The sequence below is a fragment of the Pontixanthobacter luteolus genome, from assembly GCF_009828095.1.
Classification (GTDB): Bacteria; Pseudomonadota; Alphaproteobacteria; order Sphingomonadales; family Sphingomonadaceae; genus Pontixanthobacter; species Pontixanthobacter luteolus.
In genome coordinates this window covers 477,101-494,690 of record NZ_WTYP01000001.1, presented here as the reverse complement: position 1 = coordinate 494,690, position 17,590 = coordinate 477,101, and the positions used below count along the sequence as shown (strand labels likewise).

Here is a 17,590-nt window from a genome sequence, read left to right as displayed (position 1 = left end):
GCATGAGCATCCTCTCCCTCGCAAAGCGTCTGCGCAATGACCGCGCCGGCTTCGGAGCCATGGAACTGGGCCTCGCCCTGCCCTTTCTCGTCCTCCTCAGCCTCGGCATGGTCGATGCATCACGGCTGATCGGCACCAAGATCGATTTCGAACAGGCAGCCCAGCGAACAACCGATTTCGCACTGGCGCGCCGCGATGTGCTGGCCAGCAATGGCGCCACGCTGAAAGCCGAGGCCGCAGAAGCAGCCGGAGTTTCGCAAAACGACGTGACGGTGCAGATATTCCTTGAATGCAACGGCACGAAGCAATCCGATTTCACATCGGTTTGCCCATCGGGGCAGGTTCCGGCCCGCTTCGTCAACATCAACATCACCAGCGATGTGGATACTGAATTCGACTGGAGCGGCTTTGCCAGGGTTCTTGGCGTCAAGGCGTTCGATCAGGCGGTTTCGGTCAGCGGCGACAGCCTGGTAAGGTTCCAGTGATGCGAACTCTTCTGACGAACCGGGATGGTTCAAGCACGATTGATTTCGCCTTTGCACTGCCAGTGCTGGCAACGCTGATGATCGGCATGGTTCAGATGGGCGTTACCCTGCACACATCAGGCGCGCTGCGTCATGCCGCTGGCGAAGGCATCCGCCTTGCCAAGGTCAATCCCGACGCAACCGAAACCGAGGTACTGGACGAGGTGCGCGACGAGCTCGTCGCGATGAAGGCAGACAACATCACCGAACTCACATTCGAACGCGGCACCAGCAATGGTGCGGATTACGGCGAGGTATCGATCAGCTACCGTGTCGATCCGATCATCAGTTTCCTGCCGGTTCCGCCTGTCACATTGACGGAAACCAAACAGGCCTATCTGCCGGAATAAACCGGCCAGCAAGATCAGTGCGGAGCGAGGCCGATTTCCAGGCCGGTGCGGTCCTCCAGTGCGAAGCGGTCAAACAGGTCCGCACTGGCCGTATTCAGCCCGACGATACGAGTATGCCGGCCATTGCGGCGCATCCTGTCGACGACTTTTTCAAGCGCCTCGATGGCGGAAATGTCCCAGAAATGCGCGCCGGACACGTCGATTACGACATGATGGGCGGCATCTTCAAACTGGCTTTCCGGCCCCAGAGCATCGATAAACCGGTCAACGCTGGCAAAGAAAATCTGCCCGGTAACCTTGTACACTGCACTGTGCGGCCGTCGCACGCGTTCGACGTCGAACATGGTGCGAACCTTGCCGGCGAAGAATATCCCCGAAAGCAGGACCCCGGCAAGCACGCCCATCGCAAGATCGTGCGTCCACACGACCACGATCACCGTGGCCAGCATGACAGCTGACGAGGTTGGCGGATGGCGGCGCAGATTGGGAATGGAATTCCAGCTGAAAGTACCGATGGACACCATGATCATCACTGCAACGAGCGCAGGCATCGGCACGCTGCCAACATAGGGGCCAAGCACGGTCAGCAGGAACAACAGGAAAGCACCTGCGACAAATGTCGACAGACGGCCGCGGCCACCCGATGCGACGTTGATCACCGACTGTCCGATCATTGCGCAGCCGCCCATACCGCCGAAGAACGCAGCGCCGATATTGGCGACGCCCTGACCCCAGCTTTCACGCTGCTTGTTGCTTTCCGTGTGCGTCATATCGTCAACGATCTGCGCGGTAAGCAGGCTTTCCAGCAGACCCACGGCAGCCATTGTCAGCGAATAGGGGGCGATGATCCGCAGCGTTTCCCAGCTGAGCGGGACATCGGGAATGCCGAATGTCGGCAGGCCGTCGGGCAATTTGCCTTCACCGGCGACATTGTTGACCGGCAGGTTCCAGAACACTGCAACCATGGTCAGAAGAACGATCGCGACCAGCGGGCTTGGCACAGCCTTGCTCAGGCGCGGGAAGCCATAAATGATCGCAAGGCCAGCAGCCACTAATGCATAGGTGTACCAGGTGACGCCTTCTGCCGTCGGATCGAGCTGAGGTATCTGGGCGAGGAAAATCAGGATTGCGAGCGCGTTTACAAAGCCGGTAATCACGCTGCGGCTGACAAACTGCATCACCAGGTCAAGCCGCAGCAGCGCGGCGATACCCTGGAAAATACCCATGAGGATTGTCGCCGCGAAAAGGTATTCCACCCCGTAATCCCGGACCAGCGGAATGACCACCACGGCCACTGCGGCAGTCGCGGCGGAAATCATCCCCGGACGGCCGCCGGTAAGCGCGATGATCATCGCGATCGCAACCGAAGCATACAGGCCGACACTCGGGTCGACACCGGCAATCAGGGAGAAGCCGATAGCCTCTGGAATGAGCGCCAGCGCAACGACAATACCCGCCAGGATATCCGCCTTGGGCTGCGCGAGCCAGTCACGCCGAAAAGTGGCCGCGAAGCTGCGGTCTACAGTCATAATCAGTCCAAATTCTGCTGGATGCGCGCGAAGTGCCCGCCAATAGTTCGCCCGCCATCTAGGCGTTTATGCTGCGATGCACAACCGCCCACCAGCGGCAGGGGAGGATGACCGACTGTGCCCTGTCGCTTGAAAGTCGTTCTGGCGCCGCTAGACAGTCCGGATAGGGAGACCATGTTCATGAAGTCACTTTCCGCCTCGCTTGCAGCAGCACTCTATCTGACCGCCGCTCCGTTTGCCTATTCGCAGGAGCGGGCATCCGAAGCCGCCAGCGCGCAGCAAACCGATGCCGATGCGGCGCTCCAGATGCTTTACGGTGAATATCACGATTGGCGGATGACGGAGTGGGGATTTACCAAATCCGAAGACGGTGACTACACGCGCGGCGGGACGCTGCCTTCGGTCAAACCGGCGGAAATGCGCCGCCGCGCCGCCGCAGCGACCGACTTTCTGGCACGGCTTAATCAGATTGGTCATGCATCGCTGTCACCCGAAGAACAGGTCAACGCAGCCGTCCTTCGCAGCGTGCTCACCGAACAGATCGGAGATGCCCGTTTTGCCGAATGGGAAATGCCCTTCGACAGCGATTCCAACTTCTGGAGTTACCTCAATCCGCGCACCGGATTTCAGTCGGTCGAGGAATATGACGCGTATATCGCCCGCATGCGGCAGGTGCCGCGCTATTTCGAAGAGCAAATTGCCAACTCGAAAGCCGGGCTTGCTCGCGGATTCTCCGTCCCCAGGGTCACGCTGGAAGGGCGCGATGCCTCGCTGGTCCCCTACGCTGCGGAAGATTATTCGCAGAACCCGTTCTGGAGCGCATTCGAACAGATGCCCGACCGGTTCGCTGAAGAGGACCGAAAGCGGCTGAAGGAAGCAGGACGCGCCGCAATTGAACAGGCAATTGCGCCGTCATACGCCAACCTGCTCAAGTTTCTTCGCGACGACTATTTCCCCAATGCGCGCGGCACAATCGCGGCGGAGAAATTCCCTGACGGAGAGGCGTATTACGCCCAGCAAATCAGACAGTACACGACGCTCGACCTGACAGCTGACCAGATCCATGCAATCGGCCTTGATGAAGTGGCGCGGATCGAAGCGGCCATGCGCGCAATCATGCAGGAACTGGCTTTCGAAGGCAGCATCTCGGAATTCAACGAGCGCTTGCGCACAGATCCCCAATTCATCGCCCGTACGCCCGAGGAATTGATGGGTGTATCGGCCTATGTGGCGAAGCGGGTTGACGGGAAGCTGGGCGAATATTTCGGTTTTCTGCCGCGGCACCGCTTCACCATTCGACCTGTGCCTGACGCCATTGCCCCGTTCTACACTGCGGGCCGCGGTGGATATGAGAGTTGCCTGATGAACACGCACGACCTCTCGTCGCGGCCGCTCTACAACATTCCCGCACTGACTATCCATGAATGTGCGCCGGGCCACAGCTTTCAGGCGGCGTTTCAGCGCGAGCAAGGGGAAACCGCCGAGTTCCGGCGAAGCATTTACTTCTCGGGCATGGGCGAAGGCTGGGGATTGTATACCGAATTCCTCGGCGAGGAGATGGGCATTTACCGGACGCCTTATGAACGTTTCGGCCGGCTTTCCTACGAAATGTGGCGCGCAGCCCGGCTGGTGATCGACACCGGTATTCATTCGCAAGGATGGAGCCGTGATCAGGCGGTTGAATATCTTGCAGACCGCACCGCCTTGTCGCGCCACGAGGTCGGTACCGAGATCGACCGCTATATCAGCTGGCCGGGTCAGGCACTCGCCTACAAGCTCGGCGAAATGCAGATCCGCCGTTTGCGGGGCGAGGCGGAAGCGGCGCTGGGCGACGATTTCGACATTCGAAAATTTCATGACGTGATCCTCGCGATGGGATCGGTGCCCTTGCCTGTTCTCGAAAGCCGGATCGGTGGATTTATCGCCGATGGCGGCAAGGGGCTGGAAGGTGTCGACTACTGATATCGGGTAATACCGCACTTCATTATTGCGAATTGCTGCGCCCCGAAAATGACGCTGGACGAAGGGCTGGCGCTGGAAGCGTTCGCCCTGTCGTGCCGCAAGCCTGACCGGACCCGGCGCAATATGGATATTCTCACCGGCGGCGGACAGACTTCACGCGCGATTACCGTGGCCTGTGCGCTCCAAGTTTCATTGGAGAACGCCGGATCCCCGCTGGAAGGCTAGCCTTCGAGTTCATCCTCGATCTGACCAAGGCGTTCCTTGCCGAAGAACATTTCTTCGCCAATGTAAAAGGTCGGGATGCCGAATGCACCGCGCTCGACCGCCTTGTCGGTGTTATCCATCAAAGCCTGTTTCACTGCCGGGTCGGTCGTTTTCAAAAGCAGTTCTGCCGCTTCGTAGCCTGCATCCATCAACACCGGGCCGATAGCCTCTGGATCGGTTGGATCGACCCCGTCATGCCACACCGCAGGCAGCAGAATATCGAGAAGCTTGAGTCGCTCTTCATTACCGACTGCACACAGCAATCGCTGGAGCATGATCGAATTGAACGGAAATTTCGGATTCATTTTCCAATCGGTCATGCCGTGATGAGCAATAAACCGGTTCATTTCGAGCATTGCGTACTCGTTTTTGCCTTTAACCTCTGCGTCGCGGATGAACGGCGGGGCATTTCCCGTCAGCTTGTGCATTCCGGCAAGGAAAACCGGGATAATCTCGATCGCCGCGCCGTGTTTCGCGGCGATATCCTTCAGCGGGTAATACGCGAAATACGCGTTCGGGCTGACAATATCGAAAATCATTTCAATGGTCTTGCTCACGTCGACAACTCCCTAAAGTCCCGCAGCTTTCATCGCCTGGTCCATATCTTCGATCAGGTCTTCCACATCTTCCAGCCCGACATTGATCCGCAGCATCCCTTCTTGGACGCCCATCTCCAATCTTTCCTCGGCGCTCATTCCAGCATGGGTGGTGCTCGCCGGATGACACATCAGGCTGCGGGCATCGCCAATATTGTTGGAAATGTCGATCAGGTTCAGCGCATCAAGGATTGCATGTGCCTGTTTCCGCCCTTCCACCACAAAGCTGAAAATCGGCCCGCAGGCATCCATCTGTTTCACGGCCAGATCGTAGCGCGGATGGCTCGCGAGTCCGGGATGCAGCATGGTCCCGCCCGATTGCGCAATCCGGTCCTCCATAAACTGCCCCAGCGTGAGCGCATTCTCGCTTTGCTTGTGCGCCCGCAGACTGAGCGTTTCGAGCCCCTTCAGGACGACCCACGCGTTGAACGGCGCGCAATTCGGCCCGGTGTTGCGCTGAAACGGGAGCAGGATTTCATTGATGAATTCATCGGTCCCGCACACAGCACCGGCCAATACCCTGCCCTGCCCATCCATCAGCTTGGTCGCGGAATATGCGACTACATCGGCCCCGAATTCCATTGGCCGTTGCAACGCAGGCGAGCAGAAGGCGTTGTCGACAACCGTGGTAATCCCGCGCGAACTGGCGAGGCCGCAGACAAAGTCCAGATCGACAATGTCGAGCGTCGGATTGGCCGGACTTTCGAAGAAGAACACTTTTGTATTGGGGCGGATCGCCTGCTCCCAGGCAGCATTGTCCGCACTGTCAATAACGGTGGTTTCGATGCCGAAACGCGGCAGCAGGTGATCCACCAGCCAGCGGCACGAACCAAACGCAGCCCTAGCCGCAACGCAGTGATCGCCGGCTGATAGCTGGCACAGCAGCGCCGCCGTCATCGCAGCCATCCCGCTGGCCTGCGCGCGGCATGCCTCTGCGCCTTCCATCAGCGCGATCCGTTCTTCCAGCATGGCCACGGTTGGATTTTGCAGCCGGGAATAGGTCATCCCGTCCTGCTCACCAGCGAACCGGGCCGCAACCGTTGCTGCGTCATCGTAAGTGTAACCCGAAGTCAGAAACAGTGCTTCGCTGGTTTCGCCGTGTTCGCTGCGCCATGTTCCGCCGCGGATTGCCTGCGTTGCGGGGCGCCATGCCTGAGTGATTTTGCGATCTGTGCCGGTGGTCTTTTTCATATTGCGCGGCTTAAGCGGCAGCGACCGGCCCCGCAAGCAAACTAAATTTCAGCTGCTGCAAGCGGTCTGGCTGCCGCACCTGCTGCAAACTCTCCTATTGCAAGGCCGCAACCGGATGCGCGCCTAAAATTTCGCCATGCTCATTCCAACGCCGCACCGATCATGCGATCTCGCCGGTTCTCGGATGCAATTCGCGCGCCTCGCTGGCGTCCTCCTGAAGGTCGAATTTGCGCCAATTGCCGTGATCACGGAGCAGAGGTTTCGAGCAAACCGTGCAGCGGCTGCGGTAATTCCTGCCATCGTGCCACACTCTATTGCGATTCACACTGTGCCCCTTTGCCAGACACATCAACGGCTTGATCACGGCTATTACCCTCATTTCACAGCGCATTGGATGCGCGTTTCGCTCGATGCTCTCCCGAATGCGGTCTTCTCGCCGCGTAATTGTTATCGCCCGATTGTTACGTTCAGCGGGCAAAGCGTTATTGGATGATTGCGTCAAACAAGCAGTCTTGCGGCATTCTGTGGCGCGCACTAATCGAGTGCGATGAACCACCGACACGTTCCCGATTCCGATCCAGTCGGTTGGATAGCCCTGCTTTGCCTTGGCTTTTTTCTGCTCGGCCTCGTCAGATTGACCGTGCCAAGCATCCCCTATTTTGACGAGGTTCACTACTTGCCCGCAGCTCGCGGATGGCTGGAATCGGGCGCCTGGCTGAACCGCGAACATCCACCGCTGGGCAAACAGATTATCGCTGTCAGTATTGCGGTCTTCGGCGACAACCCGACCGGCTGGCGCCTGCCCTCGCTGATATTCGGCACGCTCACGCTGTATTCGGCGATGCGGGCGCTGTGGTTCGCCAGCTTCTCGCGGTTTGCCTCGATCGCTTACGGCATTCTCTTTGCCACAGGATTTGCGCTCTTCGTCCATTCGCGGATCGCGATGCTTGATATATTCATGGTTGGCTTTTTCGCGTTTGCATTGTGGCAATGCGTTGCCGCGATGCGAGAGCCGGAGACTGGCCGAAAAAGGCTTGCGGCCGCTGGCGTTGCGCTGGGTCTTGCGATGGCGTCCAAATGGAATGTGGTGATCCTCGCGATGATCCCCGGACTTGCATTTCTGGCCCTCAGGGCAAGCGCGGGCCGGCGGCGTCTTCTGACCAGCCAGCGCGGGTTGCCGGTGCCGGGCATTTCCTTGCTCGAAGCTGCCGTATGGCTGGGCGCTGTGCCGCTAACAGTATACTCGGCAACGTATCTGCCAGCGTTTTTCGCGCCTGAGCAGCCGCTGGAGCCGGGCGGTTTCATCGCGCTCCACCGCACGATCCTTGAGATGCAAAGCTCTGTCGTCACCCCGCATCCCTACCAGTCGAACTGGATGGATTGGATGCTGAACAAACGCGCGATCTGGTATCTATATGAAGCGGTCGACGGGGCGCAGCGCGGTGTGTTGCTGATCGGAAATCCGCTGACGATGCTGCTTGGCCTTCCCGCTCTTGCATGGAGCGTTTGGGTCGGGCTGACCCGCCAGCGATGGGACGCGCTGGCAGTTGCGCTCATGTTCGCAGTCAGTCTTGGCATGTGGATCGTCGTCAACAAGCCAATCCAGTTTTACTACCACTATTTCTTGCCAAGCGCGTTCCTTCTGGCCGCGCTGGCCCTGGCACTGGCAGAATTGAAGGAGAGAGGCTGGAAGTGGCCCGCCTTTGCAGTGCTTGGTGCGAGCGTAGCGGTGTTCGTGTATTTCCATCCCATTCTCAGCGCAGCGGAATTGCCGGGCAAGCAGAGCTTCACAGCATGGATGTGGCTGGAGGGCTGGCGTTAAAAGCGGCCCCATACGAAGCGGCTGGACAGCGCGTAATTCCACACCGCGCCGATCACGATGCCGGTCAACGCGGCCAGCACCCAGTGGAGCCCGCGCGATTCCAGCAGCGTAGCTACCGCAACATTTGCGAATGCCCCAACCGCGCAGGTCAGGCAGAACCCGGCCCAGCCAGCCAGCACCGCCAATAACCCGCGCAGCCGCTGATCATGATAGGTCAGCCAGTTGTTGAGCCAGAAATTGAAGCTCATGGCCACTAGCACGGCCAGCGTTTGCGCCTTCCAGAATGTCGCGGTCATTCCGGGAAACAGGCTTGCAAGCACTGCCATATGCACAAGAACACCCAGCGCGCCGACAGTGCCGAACATGGCGAACCGGGTGGGAATGATTTTGCCGAAAAATCTCTCGTAAAGTCCGACAAGAAACTCAAACGCAACCGCCCGGTCGAGTTTGCTTTCGCCTGCCTTTCGCCGGCCGAACTCCAACGGGAATTCCTTCACCGACAGCGTACCGCGCGACGTGGCGAGAACATCGAGCAAAATCTTGAACCCGATACCTGAAAGCGACGGTGCGGCTGCGCGGAAGCGGGCGCTTTCCATCAAGAAATACCCGCTCATCGGGTCGGTCAGTTCGGTGCCGGTGATCCGGCGCGCCATCCAGTTGGCAAGACCCGATGCTTGCTCCCGCCGGGCGCTGGAAAGGCCGGCCGTGCTGCCACCTTCAACATAGCGGGAAGCGATCGCGACATCGCTGTCACCGCCCGCCACACACGTCAGCATTCGCGGCAGCAGCGCAGGATCATGCTGATGATCGGCATCCATAATCGCCGCATAGGGGGCCGCAGTGGCGCAAATCCCCTCGATTGCGGCAGATGCGAGACCGCGGCGCCCGATTCGTTGGATGACACGGATGCGCGGGTCAGAACGGGCGAGCACGCGCGCCTCGTCAGCGGTTCCGTCTTCGCTGTTGTCATCGACGATAATCGCTTCCCAACCGGTATCGCCCATTGCGGCAGAAATACGATCGATCAGCGGAGCGAGATTCTCACGCTCGTTCAGGGTTGGCAGAATAATGGCCAGTTGCAGCGTCACAGCCGCTCCAGCACCGCATCCCCGATTGCCTCTGTGCCCAGATCGCCTCCCAGATCGCCGCCGCGCACGCCATCGGAAAGCGCCCGGGCCACGGCCGTCTCGACTTTGCATGCCTGATCCTCGTCTCCGAAGGAATGGCGCAGCATCATCGCCACCGACAGGATCGTCGCCATTGGATTGGCCTTCCCCAGCCCGGCAATATCGGGCGCGCTGCCGTGGATCGGCTCGTACAGTCCGAAGGTACCGTATTCGGTCTGCCGCTCGCCCAGAGAAGCGCTGGCGAGAAGCCCGATTGAGCCGACGCACATGCTTGCGAGGTCCGACAGAATATCGCCGAACAGATTGCCGGTAACGACGACATCGAATTGCCCCGGGTTCTTCACCATCTGCATCGCGGCGTTGTCGACATACATGTGAGTGAGTTCGACGTCGGGATATTCGGCGGCGACCTCGATCATCACGTCGCGCCAGAGCTGGCTGGTTTCAAGTACGTTGGCCTTGTCGACACTGCACAGTTTCGATCCCCGCTTGCGCGCGGCGAGAAAACCGGAATGGGCGATCCGGCGAACCTCGCCTTCGCTGTAGGACATCATGTCCCACCCTTCGCGCTGGCCGTCGGCGGTTTCGCGCATACCCTTGTCGCCAAAATACACGTCGCCGTTCAGCTCGCGCACGATCAACAGATCGATTGCCCGCGCCAGTTCGGGGCGCAGGCCGGACAAGTCCTCCAGCCCTGCAAACACGGTTGCCGGGCGCAAATTGGCGAATAGCCCAAGTTCGGATCGCAGGCCCAGCACAGCTTGTTCCGGTCGAAGATGCCGCTCCAGATTGTCGCATGACGGATCGCCGACAGCGCCGAACAGTATGGCATCACTGACCCTTGCCATATCCAGCGTCTCCGCAGGCAGCGGGCGGCCATGCCTGTGATAGGCGGCCGCACCGACATCACCTTCCAGCAGCGTCAATCCGGGCAGCTTCAGAGCCTCAAGCACGCGCACAGCTTCGCGCGTTACTTCAGAGCCAATTCCATCACCCGAAAAAATCGCAATTTTCATGTGTCAGTGTGTCCCGCAATCCTGGCAAGGCGTGCCCTCAACAGGTTCCGCGCGGACATAACATCGCCGTATGTCCCGACAAGCAAGTGTTTCTCTATCGGCTTAAACAATCGGTCGAATGCGGCAAATGCATCATCGAAATCCGCGAATACCGGGGCAGCCCCGCCGCCATATCCCAGATCGCGCAGCAGCAGCGTTTCGTAAACGACCATCGCCCCCAGCCAGCCGCGCGCGGACGGAGCATTGCAAATTGCGTCGAGAAGCCCGGACATTGCCTCGTAAAGCGCCGGATAGGGGTTTCGCTCTGGCAGGACCGTGGCGGTTAGCGCTGCGGCATAATTGATTGCCGCAGCGGGTAACGGTTCGGTTAGCCAGGGTCCCCGGCTCTGAAGCAATTCCAGTCTCGCGAACGGCAACTGGCTGTCGGATTTCGAACGCAGTTCAACCTCCACCAGATTGCCGGGGATGACCACGGGGCGCAGCTGCCGCCCGCGTCCACCGGCAATATACCCGGCGACCATCCCGTATTCCTCTGTCAGGAAACGCCCGATCACCGCCGTTTCGCCGTGCGGGCGAGCAGACAGGAAAATGGCAGGGGCGCGCAGGTTCATTGCGCTGGTTTGTCGGACGTAGGCCGCGCCTGCAAGAGGCCGCGGACCTTGCGCAAATTACTTGGCCAGTTTCGCTTCGAGAGCCGCCAGCCGTTCAGCCAGTTTCTCGTTTTCTTCGCGGGCCTTGGCAGCCATGTCTTTCACCGCGTCGAATTCCTCGCGGCTGACGAAATCCATTCCGCCCATCGCTTCTTTCAAACGTTCACGCGCACTTTCGCGGGCCTCACGGGTCATACCCGCAAAGGTGCCCGCCGCGCTGTTGGCGAGTTTGACGAAATCGGCGATCATCGGATTCTGGCTTTGCATGGGCGCTATTTGGCGCTTTCGTGCCCGGCTTACAAGTCTAGATCTCTATTCGCTGGACCGCGCGATTTGGGTCCTGTCCATCTGCGTCGGGGTTCAGCAGCAGGAATTCGTAATTGAGCAGCGTGGCGAAGCACACCCATGCAAGATACGGTATCAGCAGCAGGGCCGCGAGCCGCCGGACACGCCAGAACAGCACCATGACCACCAGCAACGTCACGACCACTGCAGCCAGCACATACAGCGCGATGCTGAGCTGATGGGCACCAAAGAAAACCGGCGTCCACGAAAGGTTGAGTGCGAAATGTACTGCAAACACGAACAGGGCGGCGGTTCGCCCGCGCGCGCCCCAGGCCGAACAGATCAGGGCGAGCGAAATGCCGATCATCACATACAGGATGGTCCACACGATCCCGAACCATTTGGGTTCAGGGAATATGTCCGGTTTGATCAGGCCCTGAAACCAGAGCGAATTCGGGCTTCCGCCGAACTGGCCTGAAAGAAACCCCAGCAAAACTATGGCCGGGACAGTGAACAATGCCCAGCGCAAGAAGCTGGCCCTCAGCTGGCCCTTGGAAGCGAGTACGGTCATCAAGTTTCCCAAATCGATTCGGTTTTGCCGGATAGTGGCGATGCATGGCCCATGCCGCAATGCCCCGCTTTGCGCTGTACCGCAGCGGGATAGCGATGCGGGATTGTCAGGATGACCGGCGCGCCGAAATGAGAAATTCGACATTCCCTTCCGGCCCGGTGATCGGGCTGCGTGTGATGCCGTCAATCTGCCAGCCTTCACCTACCAGCCAGTCGCGAACTTCGTCGCAGACCCGCTGATGCAATTTATCGTCGCGCACGACGCCGCCCTTGCCAACCTCTTCCCGGCCGACTTCGAACTGCGGCTTGATCAGCGCGACGAGCTGGCACGCGGCATCGGCCAGCTTGAGCGGCACCTCCAGAACCTTGCGCAGCGATATGAACGATGCGTCGCAAACCACCCAGCTATAGCTGCGCCCCACCATTTCCGGCGTCAGGATCCGCGCGCTGGTCTGCTCAAGCACGGTCACCCGATCATCCTGCCGCAGTTTCCACGCGAGTTGATTGGTCCCGCTGTCCACCGCGATAACGTGATCCGCGCCGTTTTGCAGCAGCACATCGGTGAAGCCCCCGGTCGAGCTGCCCACATCCATCGCCGTGACGCCAGCCGGATCGAGACCGAATTCCTCCAGCGCATGGGCAAGCTTGATACCGCCGCGGCTGACCCAGGGATGATCGCGCCCGCGCACGTCGAGCGGCGCATCTTCCGGCAATTGCTGACCCGGCTTGGCCAGCTTGGTCTCACCTGAGAAAACCAGTCCGGCCATCACCAGCGCCTGCGCACGGGTGCGGCTTTCGACCAGGCCCCGGTCGACAAGCATTTGATCGAGACGGCGTTTTTTCGGCATGACCCCTGTCAGTTCTATGGACCCAAATGCCGATAGCGCGCATTGTAGGGATAAGAAACCGTATCAACCGACAAAACCGCGATTGTCTGGAGAAGCTGTGAAATATCTGCGTGCCCTTGCCGCCCTGCCCCTGTTTACTGCCGCATGCTGTGTACCTGTGCCGGAACCTGAGCCGTCACCTGCACCGGCCGCGACACAGGCACCCGCGCCAGCCCGCCCGGCGCCGCAGCCAATCGTGCAGCCAACCTACGATAATTGGCTTGATGCTCCGCAGACAGAGGGTGACTGGACCTATGGTCAGGACCCGGATGAAACCATGGCGGTTTTCGCCCAAAGCGGAACAGAAAACACCGCGCCGTTCATCATTCGGTGCGACGTTATGCAGCGCACAATATCGCTCGCTCGGCGGGGGACAAATGCGGCTAGCACGCCGATGCGAATCCGTACGGAAACCGCGCAACGATTGCTGATTGCCCAGCCGGTCCCAGGGCAGAGGGAGCTGGTTGCCGCGACGGTTCCTGCAAACGACCGATTGCTGGAAGCGATTGCGCTCAGCCGCGGCCGCTTCGCTGTCGAGACAGGCGGGCTTGAAACGCTTTACCTGCCTGCCTGGCCGGAAATTACGCGGGTGGTGGAGGATTGCCGCTGACACCCGTCGGCGGAGCGCATTATTCTGACGTGGAAAAAGAATAATACAAGCCTTGTGTTCGCGGCTGAAAAGAATCAGATTGGCATCAAGATCAGCGGCGAACGCGGTCTTGGACCCCCGGTGAAACGCGGGTTCTGGCTTTCAAGCGCGAAAGGAGGTGATCCGATGTCTCATGGTTCAGCAAGGGGGTCGGTAAAGTTCCACGCGAGGCATTATCGGTAAGCATTCCTAACCGATAAAGGTACTCGTGGGCGGCACTTCCGGCCGCTGACCATGTTAAGGGCGGCACCTCCTACGGGCGAGGGCCGCCCTTCTCATTTCCAGCCTTCTCGTTTCCGGCATTATCTTTGCGACCTCACCGTTCGCAAAACACAATCTTCCTCTGGTTCAATCACAGAGCGCTTGCCCTGCCGGACCTGCGCCATTAACCGGACGGAATGGACTTCAAGACGCTTCCCCACCCCTCGCCGACACCTGCTGCTCAGCGCGATGCAGCCTTGGCCGATCCCGGCTTCGGCACGCTGTTTTCCGACCACATGGTCACGATCGACTATGTGGAGGGGAAAGGCTGGCACAACGCCGTGGTCGGCCCGCGCCAGAATATCAGCCTCGATCCGGCTGCATCGGTGCTGCACTATGCGCAGGAAATTTTTGAAGGAATGAAAGCATACAAGCACGCCGATGGCAGTGCTGCGCTGTTCCGTCCTGAAGAAAACGCGCGCCGTTTCAATGCCAGCGCAGACCGCATGGCCATGCCGCACGTGCCCGAAGACCTGTTTATCGAGGCGGTCCGCCAGCTGGTCGCAATCGACAAGGACTGGTTCCCGAGCGTGGAAGGCGGCTCGCTGTATCTGCGCCCGTTCATGTTTGCATCCGAAGCGTTTCTGGGTGTGCGTCCGGCCAAGGAATACAAGTTTATCGTCATCGCCTCCCCCGCGGGGAATTATTTCAAATCGGGTGTGCCGGCGGTCAAGATCTGGGTCGCACAGGATTATGTCCGCGCCGCGCCAGGCGGGACAGGCGCTGCCAAGACGGGCGGCAATTACGCCGCCAGTCTGGTGCCGCAAGCAGAGGCTATCGCGCAAGGGTGCGATCAGGTCGTGTTTCTCGATGCGGTCGAACGCAAATGGATCGAGGAACTGGGCGGAATGAACCTGTTCTTCGTGATGGAAGATGGCAGCGTGATCACACCGCCGCTGACCGGCACGATCCTGCCCGGCATCACCCGCAATAGCCTGATCCAGCTGCTGCGCGAAGAGGGGCTAACCGTGCGCGAGGAACCTTACAGCATCGACCAGTGGCGCGATGACGCGAAGAGCGGCAAACTGTTGGAGACGATGGCCTGCGGCACAGCCGCCGTGGTGACACCGGTTGGCACTGTGGCTGGCGGTGACGGAGAGTTCACCATCGGCAGCGGAGGCCCCGGCCAGATCACCAGCAAGATCCGTGAAAAGCTGGTCGGCATCCAGCGCGGTACGGTGGACGACACCCACGGCTGGGTGATGAAGCTTTGATCGCAGCCGCAGCGGCGCTGTTATCGCTGGCTTCACTGCCAGCGGCAGAGGTCGTCGATAACGACCGTATCAAGGTGACAGCTCATCTTGGCGAAAACGCCAGCATACGAAAACATACAAAAGCGCATTTGATGCTGCGCAAGCTCGCAAAAAGGGCCTGCAAGGGTAAAGGTAAGCCCGTTTCCGAGGGCACGCTTCACCTCGAAACAATGCCGGTCGATGGTTATCCGGCTTCGCAACTTGTCGTCAGCGAATATTATCGCTGCATTGCGGACTGACTTCAGAAATCCCCCAGCTTCTCCCGCATCGCGTCGATCAGCCAGCTTGTCGCCGGGCCGGGCCGTGCGTCACGGCGCCACATCGCGCTGAGCGGATAGAAACCGCCCGGCCGCTCCGGCAAATCCAGTTCGACCAGCGCGCCGCTGGAAAGATCGTCCAGAACAGCATGGCGCGGCATGTTGCCCCAACCGATTCCTTCCTTAAGCAGCGAATGTTTCGCGCCCAGATCGGCCAGCCGCCAACTTTCCGGACTGAGAACGGAAAATTCGCGTCCCTCGGTCAGCGGCGAACGGTCAGTCAGCACCAATTGCAGATGCCTGCGGCTTTCGCCCGGAGCAATTTCGGGATCTGTGAGGGGATGGCCCGGTGCCGCCACGGGCACCAGTTCCACCTGTCCGATAGCCTGCCGTTCCAATTCATCGTGATCGCCGATTACCGGGCCGCCAATCGCAAGCCTCGCATCGCCTGAAAGAAGGCAAGCGGCAACAGCGCCCAGCGCCTCCACATGCAGGCGCAGGAACACGGTCGGGAACATCGTGCGGAATTCACGCAAGACCGCAGCGGTCACTTCGCCGGGCACCATGACGTCCACCACCAGCGAGACATCGCTTTCCAGGCCAGAATGCAGGCTGCGCGTTTTTGCCAGCAAGGCGTCAACTTCGTCCGCGACATTGCGCGCTTCGACCAGCAAACCCTTGCCGGCATCGGTCAGCACCGGTTTGCGCGACCCTTGCCGTTCGAACAGTGTAACGCCCAGCTGCGCCTCGATCTGCGCAATGGCGTAACTGACCGCCGAAACCGCCTTGCCCATTTGCCGGGCCGCGCCGCCAAAACTGCCTTGTTCGGCCACCGCAAGGAACACGCGGAGCTGATCGATAGTTGGCTCACCAAGTTTCACAATCACATCCTGTTCTGATTATTCGAACATTTCGGTACTTTTTATCTCACTTATCCGCACCGCTCGCAATCGCTATCTGTCCAGTAACGGAAAACAACGGGAGACTTCCCATAATCGAATTACGGCCATTCAACACACTGGGCGCGGCCAATCACGGCTGGCTCGACGCGCATCACCATTTCTCGTTCGCCAGCTATCACGATCCTGAGCGGGTCCACTGGGGCGCGCTGCGCGTCTGGAATGACGACAAGATCCAGGCCGGAACCGGATTCCCTGCCCACCCGCATAACGACATGGAAATCATCACCTATGTCCGAACCGGCGCGATCACCCATACCGACAGCATGGGCAATGAAGGCCGGACCAAAGCTGGCGATGTTCAGGTGATGAGCGCCGGCAGCGGAGTCCGCCATTCCGAATTCAACCGCGAGGATGAAGACACGACGCTGTTCCAGATCTGGATCATCCCCGACGAACGCGGCGGCGAACCCTATTGGGGCGCTGCGCAGTTTCCAAAGGGCGATCGAAGCGGGAAATTCGTGGCACTGGCTTCGGGTCGTGGAGGAGACGACGCCCTGCCCATCCGCGCCAATGCCAGAGTTCTGGGTGCCACTGTCAAAGCCGGCGAGAGCGTAACTTACGACGCCTCTGCCGACCGGCACCTTTATTTGGTTCCAGCGACTGGAAAGATCCAGATCGAAGATGTGGAAGCAAACGCAAGAGACGGGATCGCCATCACGCAAAAAGACAGCATCACGATCACCGCGCTCGAAGATAGCGAGTTGGTGCTCGTCGACGCCGCCTGAAAACCCCTTTTGAACACCCCCTAGGCCCCGTTCCGCACCCTCCCCCTCACATCGGGACGGGGCCGACCAATACGGAGTATTTTCATGTCCAATATCCTGCACATCACCGCCAGCATTCGCGGCGACGAATCCGTATCTCGCGGCCTGAGCACCAAGCTGGTAGAGCGCCTTGCCAGTGGCGGCGGCGCAGCCGTGGTCACACGTGATCTGAGCGCAAACGACATCCCTTATGTCGATGCAGACCGTTTCTCTGCCAACCTTGCCCCCCATGCAGAGCGCACGGGCAGCCAGCACGAACTCGCCGCCATCGCCGATACGCTGATCGACGAACTGAAGGCTGCGGACACTATCGTTTTTGGCGTTCCGATCTACAATTTCAGCGTGCCTGCCACGGTCAAGGCCTGGGCCGACATGGTGGCCCGTGCAGGCACGACCTTCCAGTATACGCCGGAAGGTCCCAAGGGACTTCTCGAAGGCAAGAAAGCCTATCTGGCAATCGCATCAGGCGGCACCCCGGTGGACAGCGAAATGGATTTCATGACCCCATGGCTGCGCTTCTTCCTCGGCTTCCTGGGTATTCACGATGTGGAAACCGTCGCTGCCGATGCGATCATGGGCGAAGGCGGCGAAGAAAAGATCGCCGAAGCGCACCAGCGTGTAGAGACGATGGCAGTATAAGGCCGGACCGGACCGGGGCCAGTTTGCAAATG

Annotated in this window: 21 protein-coding genes; 10 read left to right on the top strand and 11 right to left on the bottom strand. The window is 59.7% G+C overall.

Annotated features, from left to right (window positions below; translation table 11 throughout):
* The first annotated feature begins 2 nt into the window (after positions 1 to 2).
* Positions 3 to 485 (top strand): TadE/TadG family type IV pilus assembly protein, encoded by a 483-nt coding sequence (locus tag GRI43_RS02335; protein WP_160729488.1) that lies wholly within the window; start codon positions 3 to 5, stop codon positions 483 to 485.
* Positions 485 to 874, top strand: coding sequence for a TadE family protein (locus tag GRI43_RS02330; RefSeq protein WP_160729487.1), 390 nt, complete (start codon positions 485 to 487; stop codon positions 872 to 874). Before GRI43_RS02335 ends, GRI43_RS02330 begins: the two co-directional genes overlap by 1 nt.
* A gap of 14 nt (positions 875 to 888) precedes the next feature.
* On the opposite strand, the gene GRI43_RS02325 is transcribed toward GRI43_RS02330, so the two are convergent.
* A complete protein-coding gene (locus GRI43_RS02325; protein WP_160729486.1) occupies positions 889 to 2,403 on the bottom strand; it encodes a SulP family inorganic anion transporter in 1,515 nt (504 codons plus the stop codon).
* Between the two features lie 174 nt (positions 2,404 to 2,577).
* Between GRI43_RS02325 and GRI43_RS02320 the strand changes: the two genes are divergently transcribed.
* Together GRI43_RS02320 and GRI43_RS02315 are read left to right on the top strand one after the other, a co-directional pair.
* Positions 2,578 to 4,365 carry a DUF885 domain-containing protein gene (locus GRI43_RS02320; RefSeq protein WP_160729485.1) on the top strand — a complete coding sequence of 596 codons (1,788 nt, stop codon included), beginning with the start codon at positions 2,578 to 2,580 and terminating at the stop codon, positions 4,363 to 4,365.
* Between the two features lie 48 nt (positions 4,366 to 4,413).
* Positions 4,414 to 4,590 carry a hypothetical protein gene (locus GRI43_RS02315; protein WP_160729484.1) on the top strand — a complete coding sequence of 59 codons (177 nt, stop codon included), beginning with the start codon at positions 4,414 to 4,416 and terminating at the stop codon, positions 4,588 to 4,590.
* On the opposite strand, the gene GRI43_RS02310 is transcribed toward GRI43_RS02315, so the two are convergent.
* The 3 genes from GRI43_RS02310 to GRI43_RS02300 all read right to left on the bottom strand — a co-directional run bounded on the left by GRI43_RS02310 (position 4,587) and on the right by GRI43_RS02300 (position 6,741).
* Positions 4,587 to 5,186 (bottom strand): DsbA family protein, encoded by a 600-nt coding sequence (locus tag GRI43_RS02310; RefSeq protein WP_160729483.1) that lies wholly within the window; start codon positions 5,184 to 5,186, stop codon positions 4,587 to 4,589. The genes GRI43_RS02315 and GRI43_RS02310 overlap by 4 nt on opposite strands.
* 12 nt (positions 5,187 to 5,198) lie before the next feature.
* Entirely contained in the window at positions 5,199 to 6,416 is a 1,218-nt protein-coding gene (locus tag GRI43_RS02305) for a trans-sulfuration enzyme family protein (protein ID WP_160729482.1), read from the bottom strand.
* A 160-nt stretch (positions 6,417 to 6,576) separates the two neighbouring features.
* A complete protein-coding gene (locus GRI43_RS02300) occupies positions 6,577 to 6,741 on the bottom strand; it encodes a hypothetical protein (protein ID WP_160729481.1) in 165 nt (54 codons plus the stop codon).
* A 222-nt stretch (positions 6,742 to 6,963) separates the two neighbouring features.
* On the opposite strand from GRI43_RS02300, the gene GRI43_RS02295 reads away from it, so the two are divergent.
* A complete protein-coding gene (locus GRI43_RS02295) occupies positions 6,964 to 8,238 on the top strand; it encodes a glycosyltransferase family 39 protein (RefSeq protein ID WP_160729480.1) in 1,275 nt (424 codons plus the stop codon).
* Here GRI43_RS02295 and GRI43_RS02290 read toward each other — a convergent pair.
* From GRI43_RS02290 to GRI43_RS02265, 6 genes are all read right to left on the bottom strand, one after another.
* Positions 8,235 to 9,326 (bottom strand): glycosyltransferase, encoded by a 1,092-nt coding sequence (locus GRI43_RS02290; protein WP_338089996.1) that lies wholly within the window; start codon positions 9,324 to 9,326, stop codon positions 8,235 to 8,237. The two genes, GRI43_RS02295 and GRI43_RS02290, sit on opposite strands and share 4 nt — an antisense overlap.
* Positions 9,323 to 10,381, bottom strand: a complete 1,059-nt coding sequence (leuB, locus tag GRI43_RS02285) for a 3-isopropylmalate dehydrogenase (protein WP_160729478.1) — start codon at positions 10,379 to 10,381, stop codon at positions 9,323 to 9,325. Before leuB ends, GRI43_RS02290 begins: the two co-directional genes overlap by 4 nt.
* The gene (gene recO, locus GRI43_RS02280; RefSeq protein WP_160729477.1) at positions 10,378 to 10,992 is read right to left on the bottom strand and encodes a DNA repair protein RecO; all 615 of its coding nucleotides are present in this window, start codon (positions 10,990 to 10,992) and stop codon (positions 10,378 to 10,380) included. The genes leuB and recO overlap by 4 nt, the downstream gene beginning before the upstream one ends.
* A gap of 57 nt (positions 10,993 to 11,049) precedes the next feature.
* Positions 11,050 to 11,298, bottom strand: coding sequence for an accessory factor UbiK family protein (locus GRI43_RS02275; RefSeq protein ID WP_160729476.1), 249 nt, complete (start codon positions 11,296 to 11,298; stop codon positions 11,050 to 11,052).
* 37 nt (positions 11,299 to 11,335) lie between these two features.
* Positions 11,336 to 11,887, bottom strand: a complete 552-nt coding sequence (locus tag GRI43_RS02270) for a TspO/MBR family protein (protein WP_160729475.1) — start codon at positions 11,885 to 11,887, stop codon at positions 11,336 to 11,338.
* Positions 11,888 to 11,993: 106 nt separating this feature from the next.
* On the bottom strand, positions 11,994 to 12,734 hold the full coding sequence (locus GRI43_RS02265) for a TlyA family RNA methyltransferase (RefSeq protein ID WP_160729474.1): 741 nt from the start codon (positions 12,732 to 12,734) through the stop codon (positions 11,994 to 11,996).
* Positions 12,735 to 12,831: 97 nt separating this feature from the next.
* On the opposite strand from GRI43_RS02265, the gene GRI43_RS02260 reads away from it, so the two are divergent.
* The 3 genes from GRI43_RS02260 (at position 12,832) to GRI43_RS02250 (ending at position 15,175) form a co-directional block, all read left to right on the top strand.
* Positions 12,832 to 13,383 (top strand): hypothetical protein, encoded by a 552-nt coding sequence (locus tag GRI43_RS02260; RefSeq protein WP_160729473.1) that lies wholly within the window; start codon positions 12,832 to 12,834, stop codon positions 13,381 to 13,383.
* 437 nt (positions 13,384 to 13,820) lie between these two features.
* Positions 13,821 to 14,897 carry a branched-chain amino acid aminotransferase gene (locus tag GRI43_RS02255; RefSeq protein WP_160729472.1) on the top strand — a complete coding sequence of 359 codons (1,077 nt, stop codon included), beginning with the start codon at positions 13,821 to 13,823 and terminating at the stop codon, positions 14,895 to 14,897.
* Positions 14,894 to 15,175, top strand: a complete 282-nt coding sequence (locus GRI43_RS02250) for a hypothetical protein (RefSeq protein WP_160729471.1) — start codon at positions 14,894 to 14,896, stop codon at positions 15,173 to 15,175. The genes GRI43_RS02255 and GRI43_RS02250 overlap by 4 nt, the downstream gene beginning before the upstream one ends.
* Positions 15,176 to 15,177: 2 nt before the next feature.
* Here GRI43_RS02250 and GRI43_RS02245 read toward each other — a convergent pair whose 3' ends face one another.
* A complete protein-coding gene (locus tag GRI43_RS02245; protein WP_160729470.1) occupies positions 15,178 to 16,074 on the bottom strand; it encodes a LysR substrate-binding domain-containing protein in 897 nt (298 codons plus the stop codon).
* 110 nt (positions 16,075 to 16,184) lie between these two features.
* On the opposite strand from GRI43_RS02245, the gene GRI43_RS02240 reads away from it, so the two are divergent.
* Positions 16,185 to 16,880: a pirin family protein gene (locus GRI43_RS02240; protein WP_160730591.1), complete on the top strand. Its 696-nt coding sequence runs from the start codon at positions 16,185 to 16,187 to the stop codon at positions 16,878 to 16,880.
* Between the two features lie 84 nt (positions 16,881 to 16,964).
* On the top strand, positions 16,965 to 17,558 hold the full coding sequence (locus GRI43_RS02235; protein WP_160729469.1) for an FMN-dependent NADH-azoreductase: 594 nt from the start codon (positions 16,965 to 16,967) through the stop codon (positions 17,556 to 17,558).
* Positions 17,559 to 17,590 lie beyond the last annotated feature (32 nt).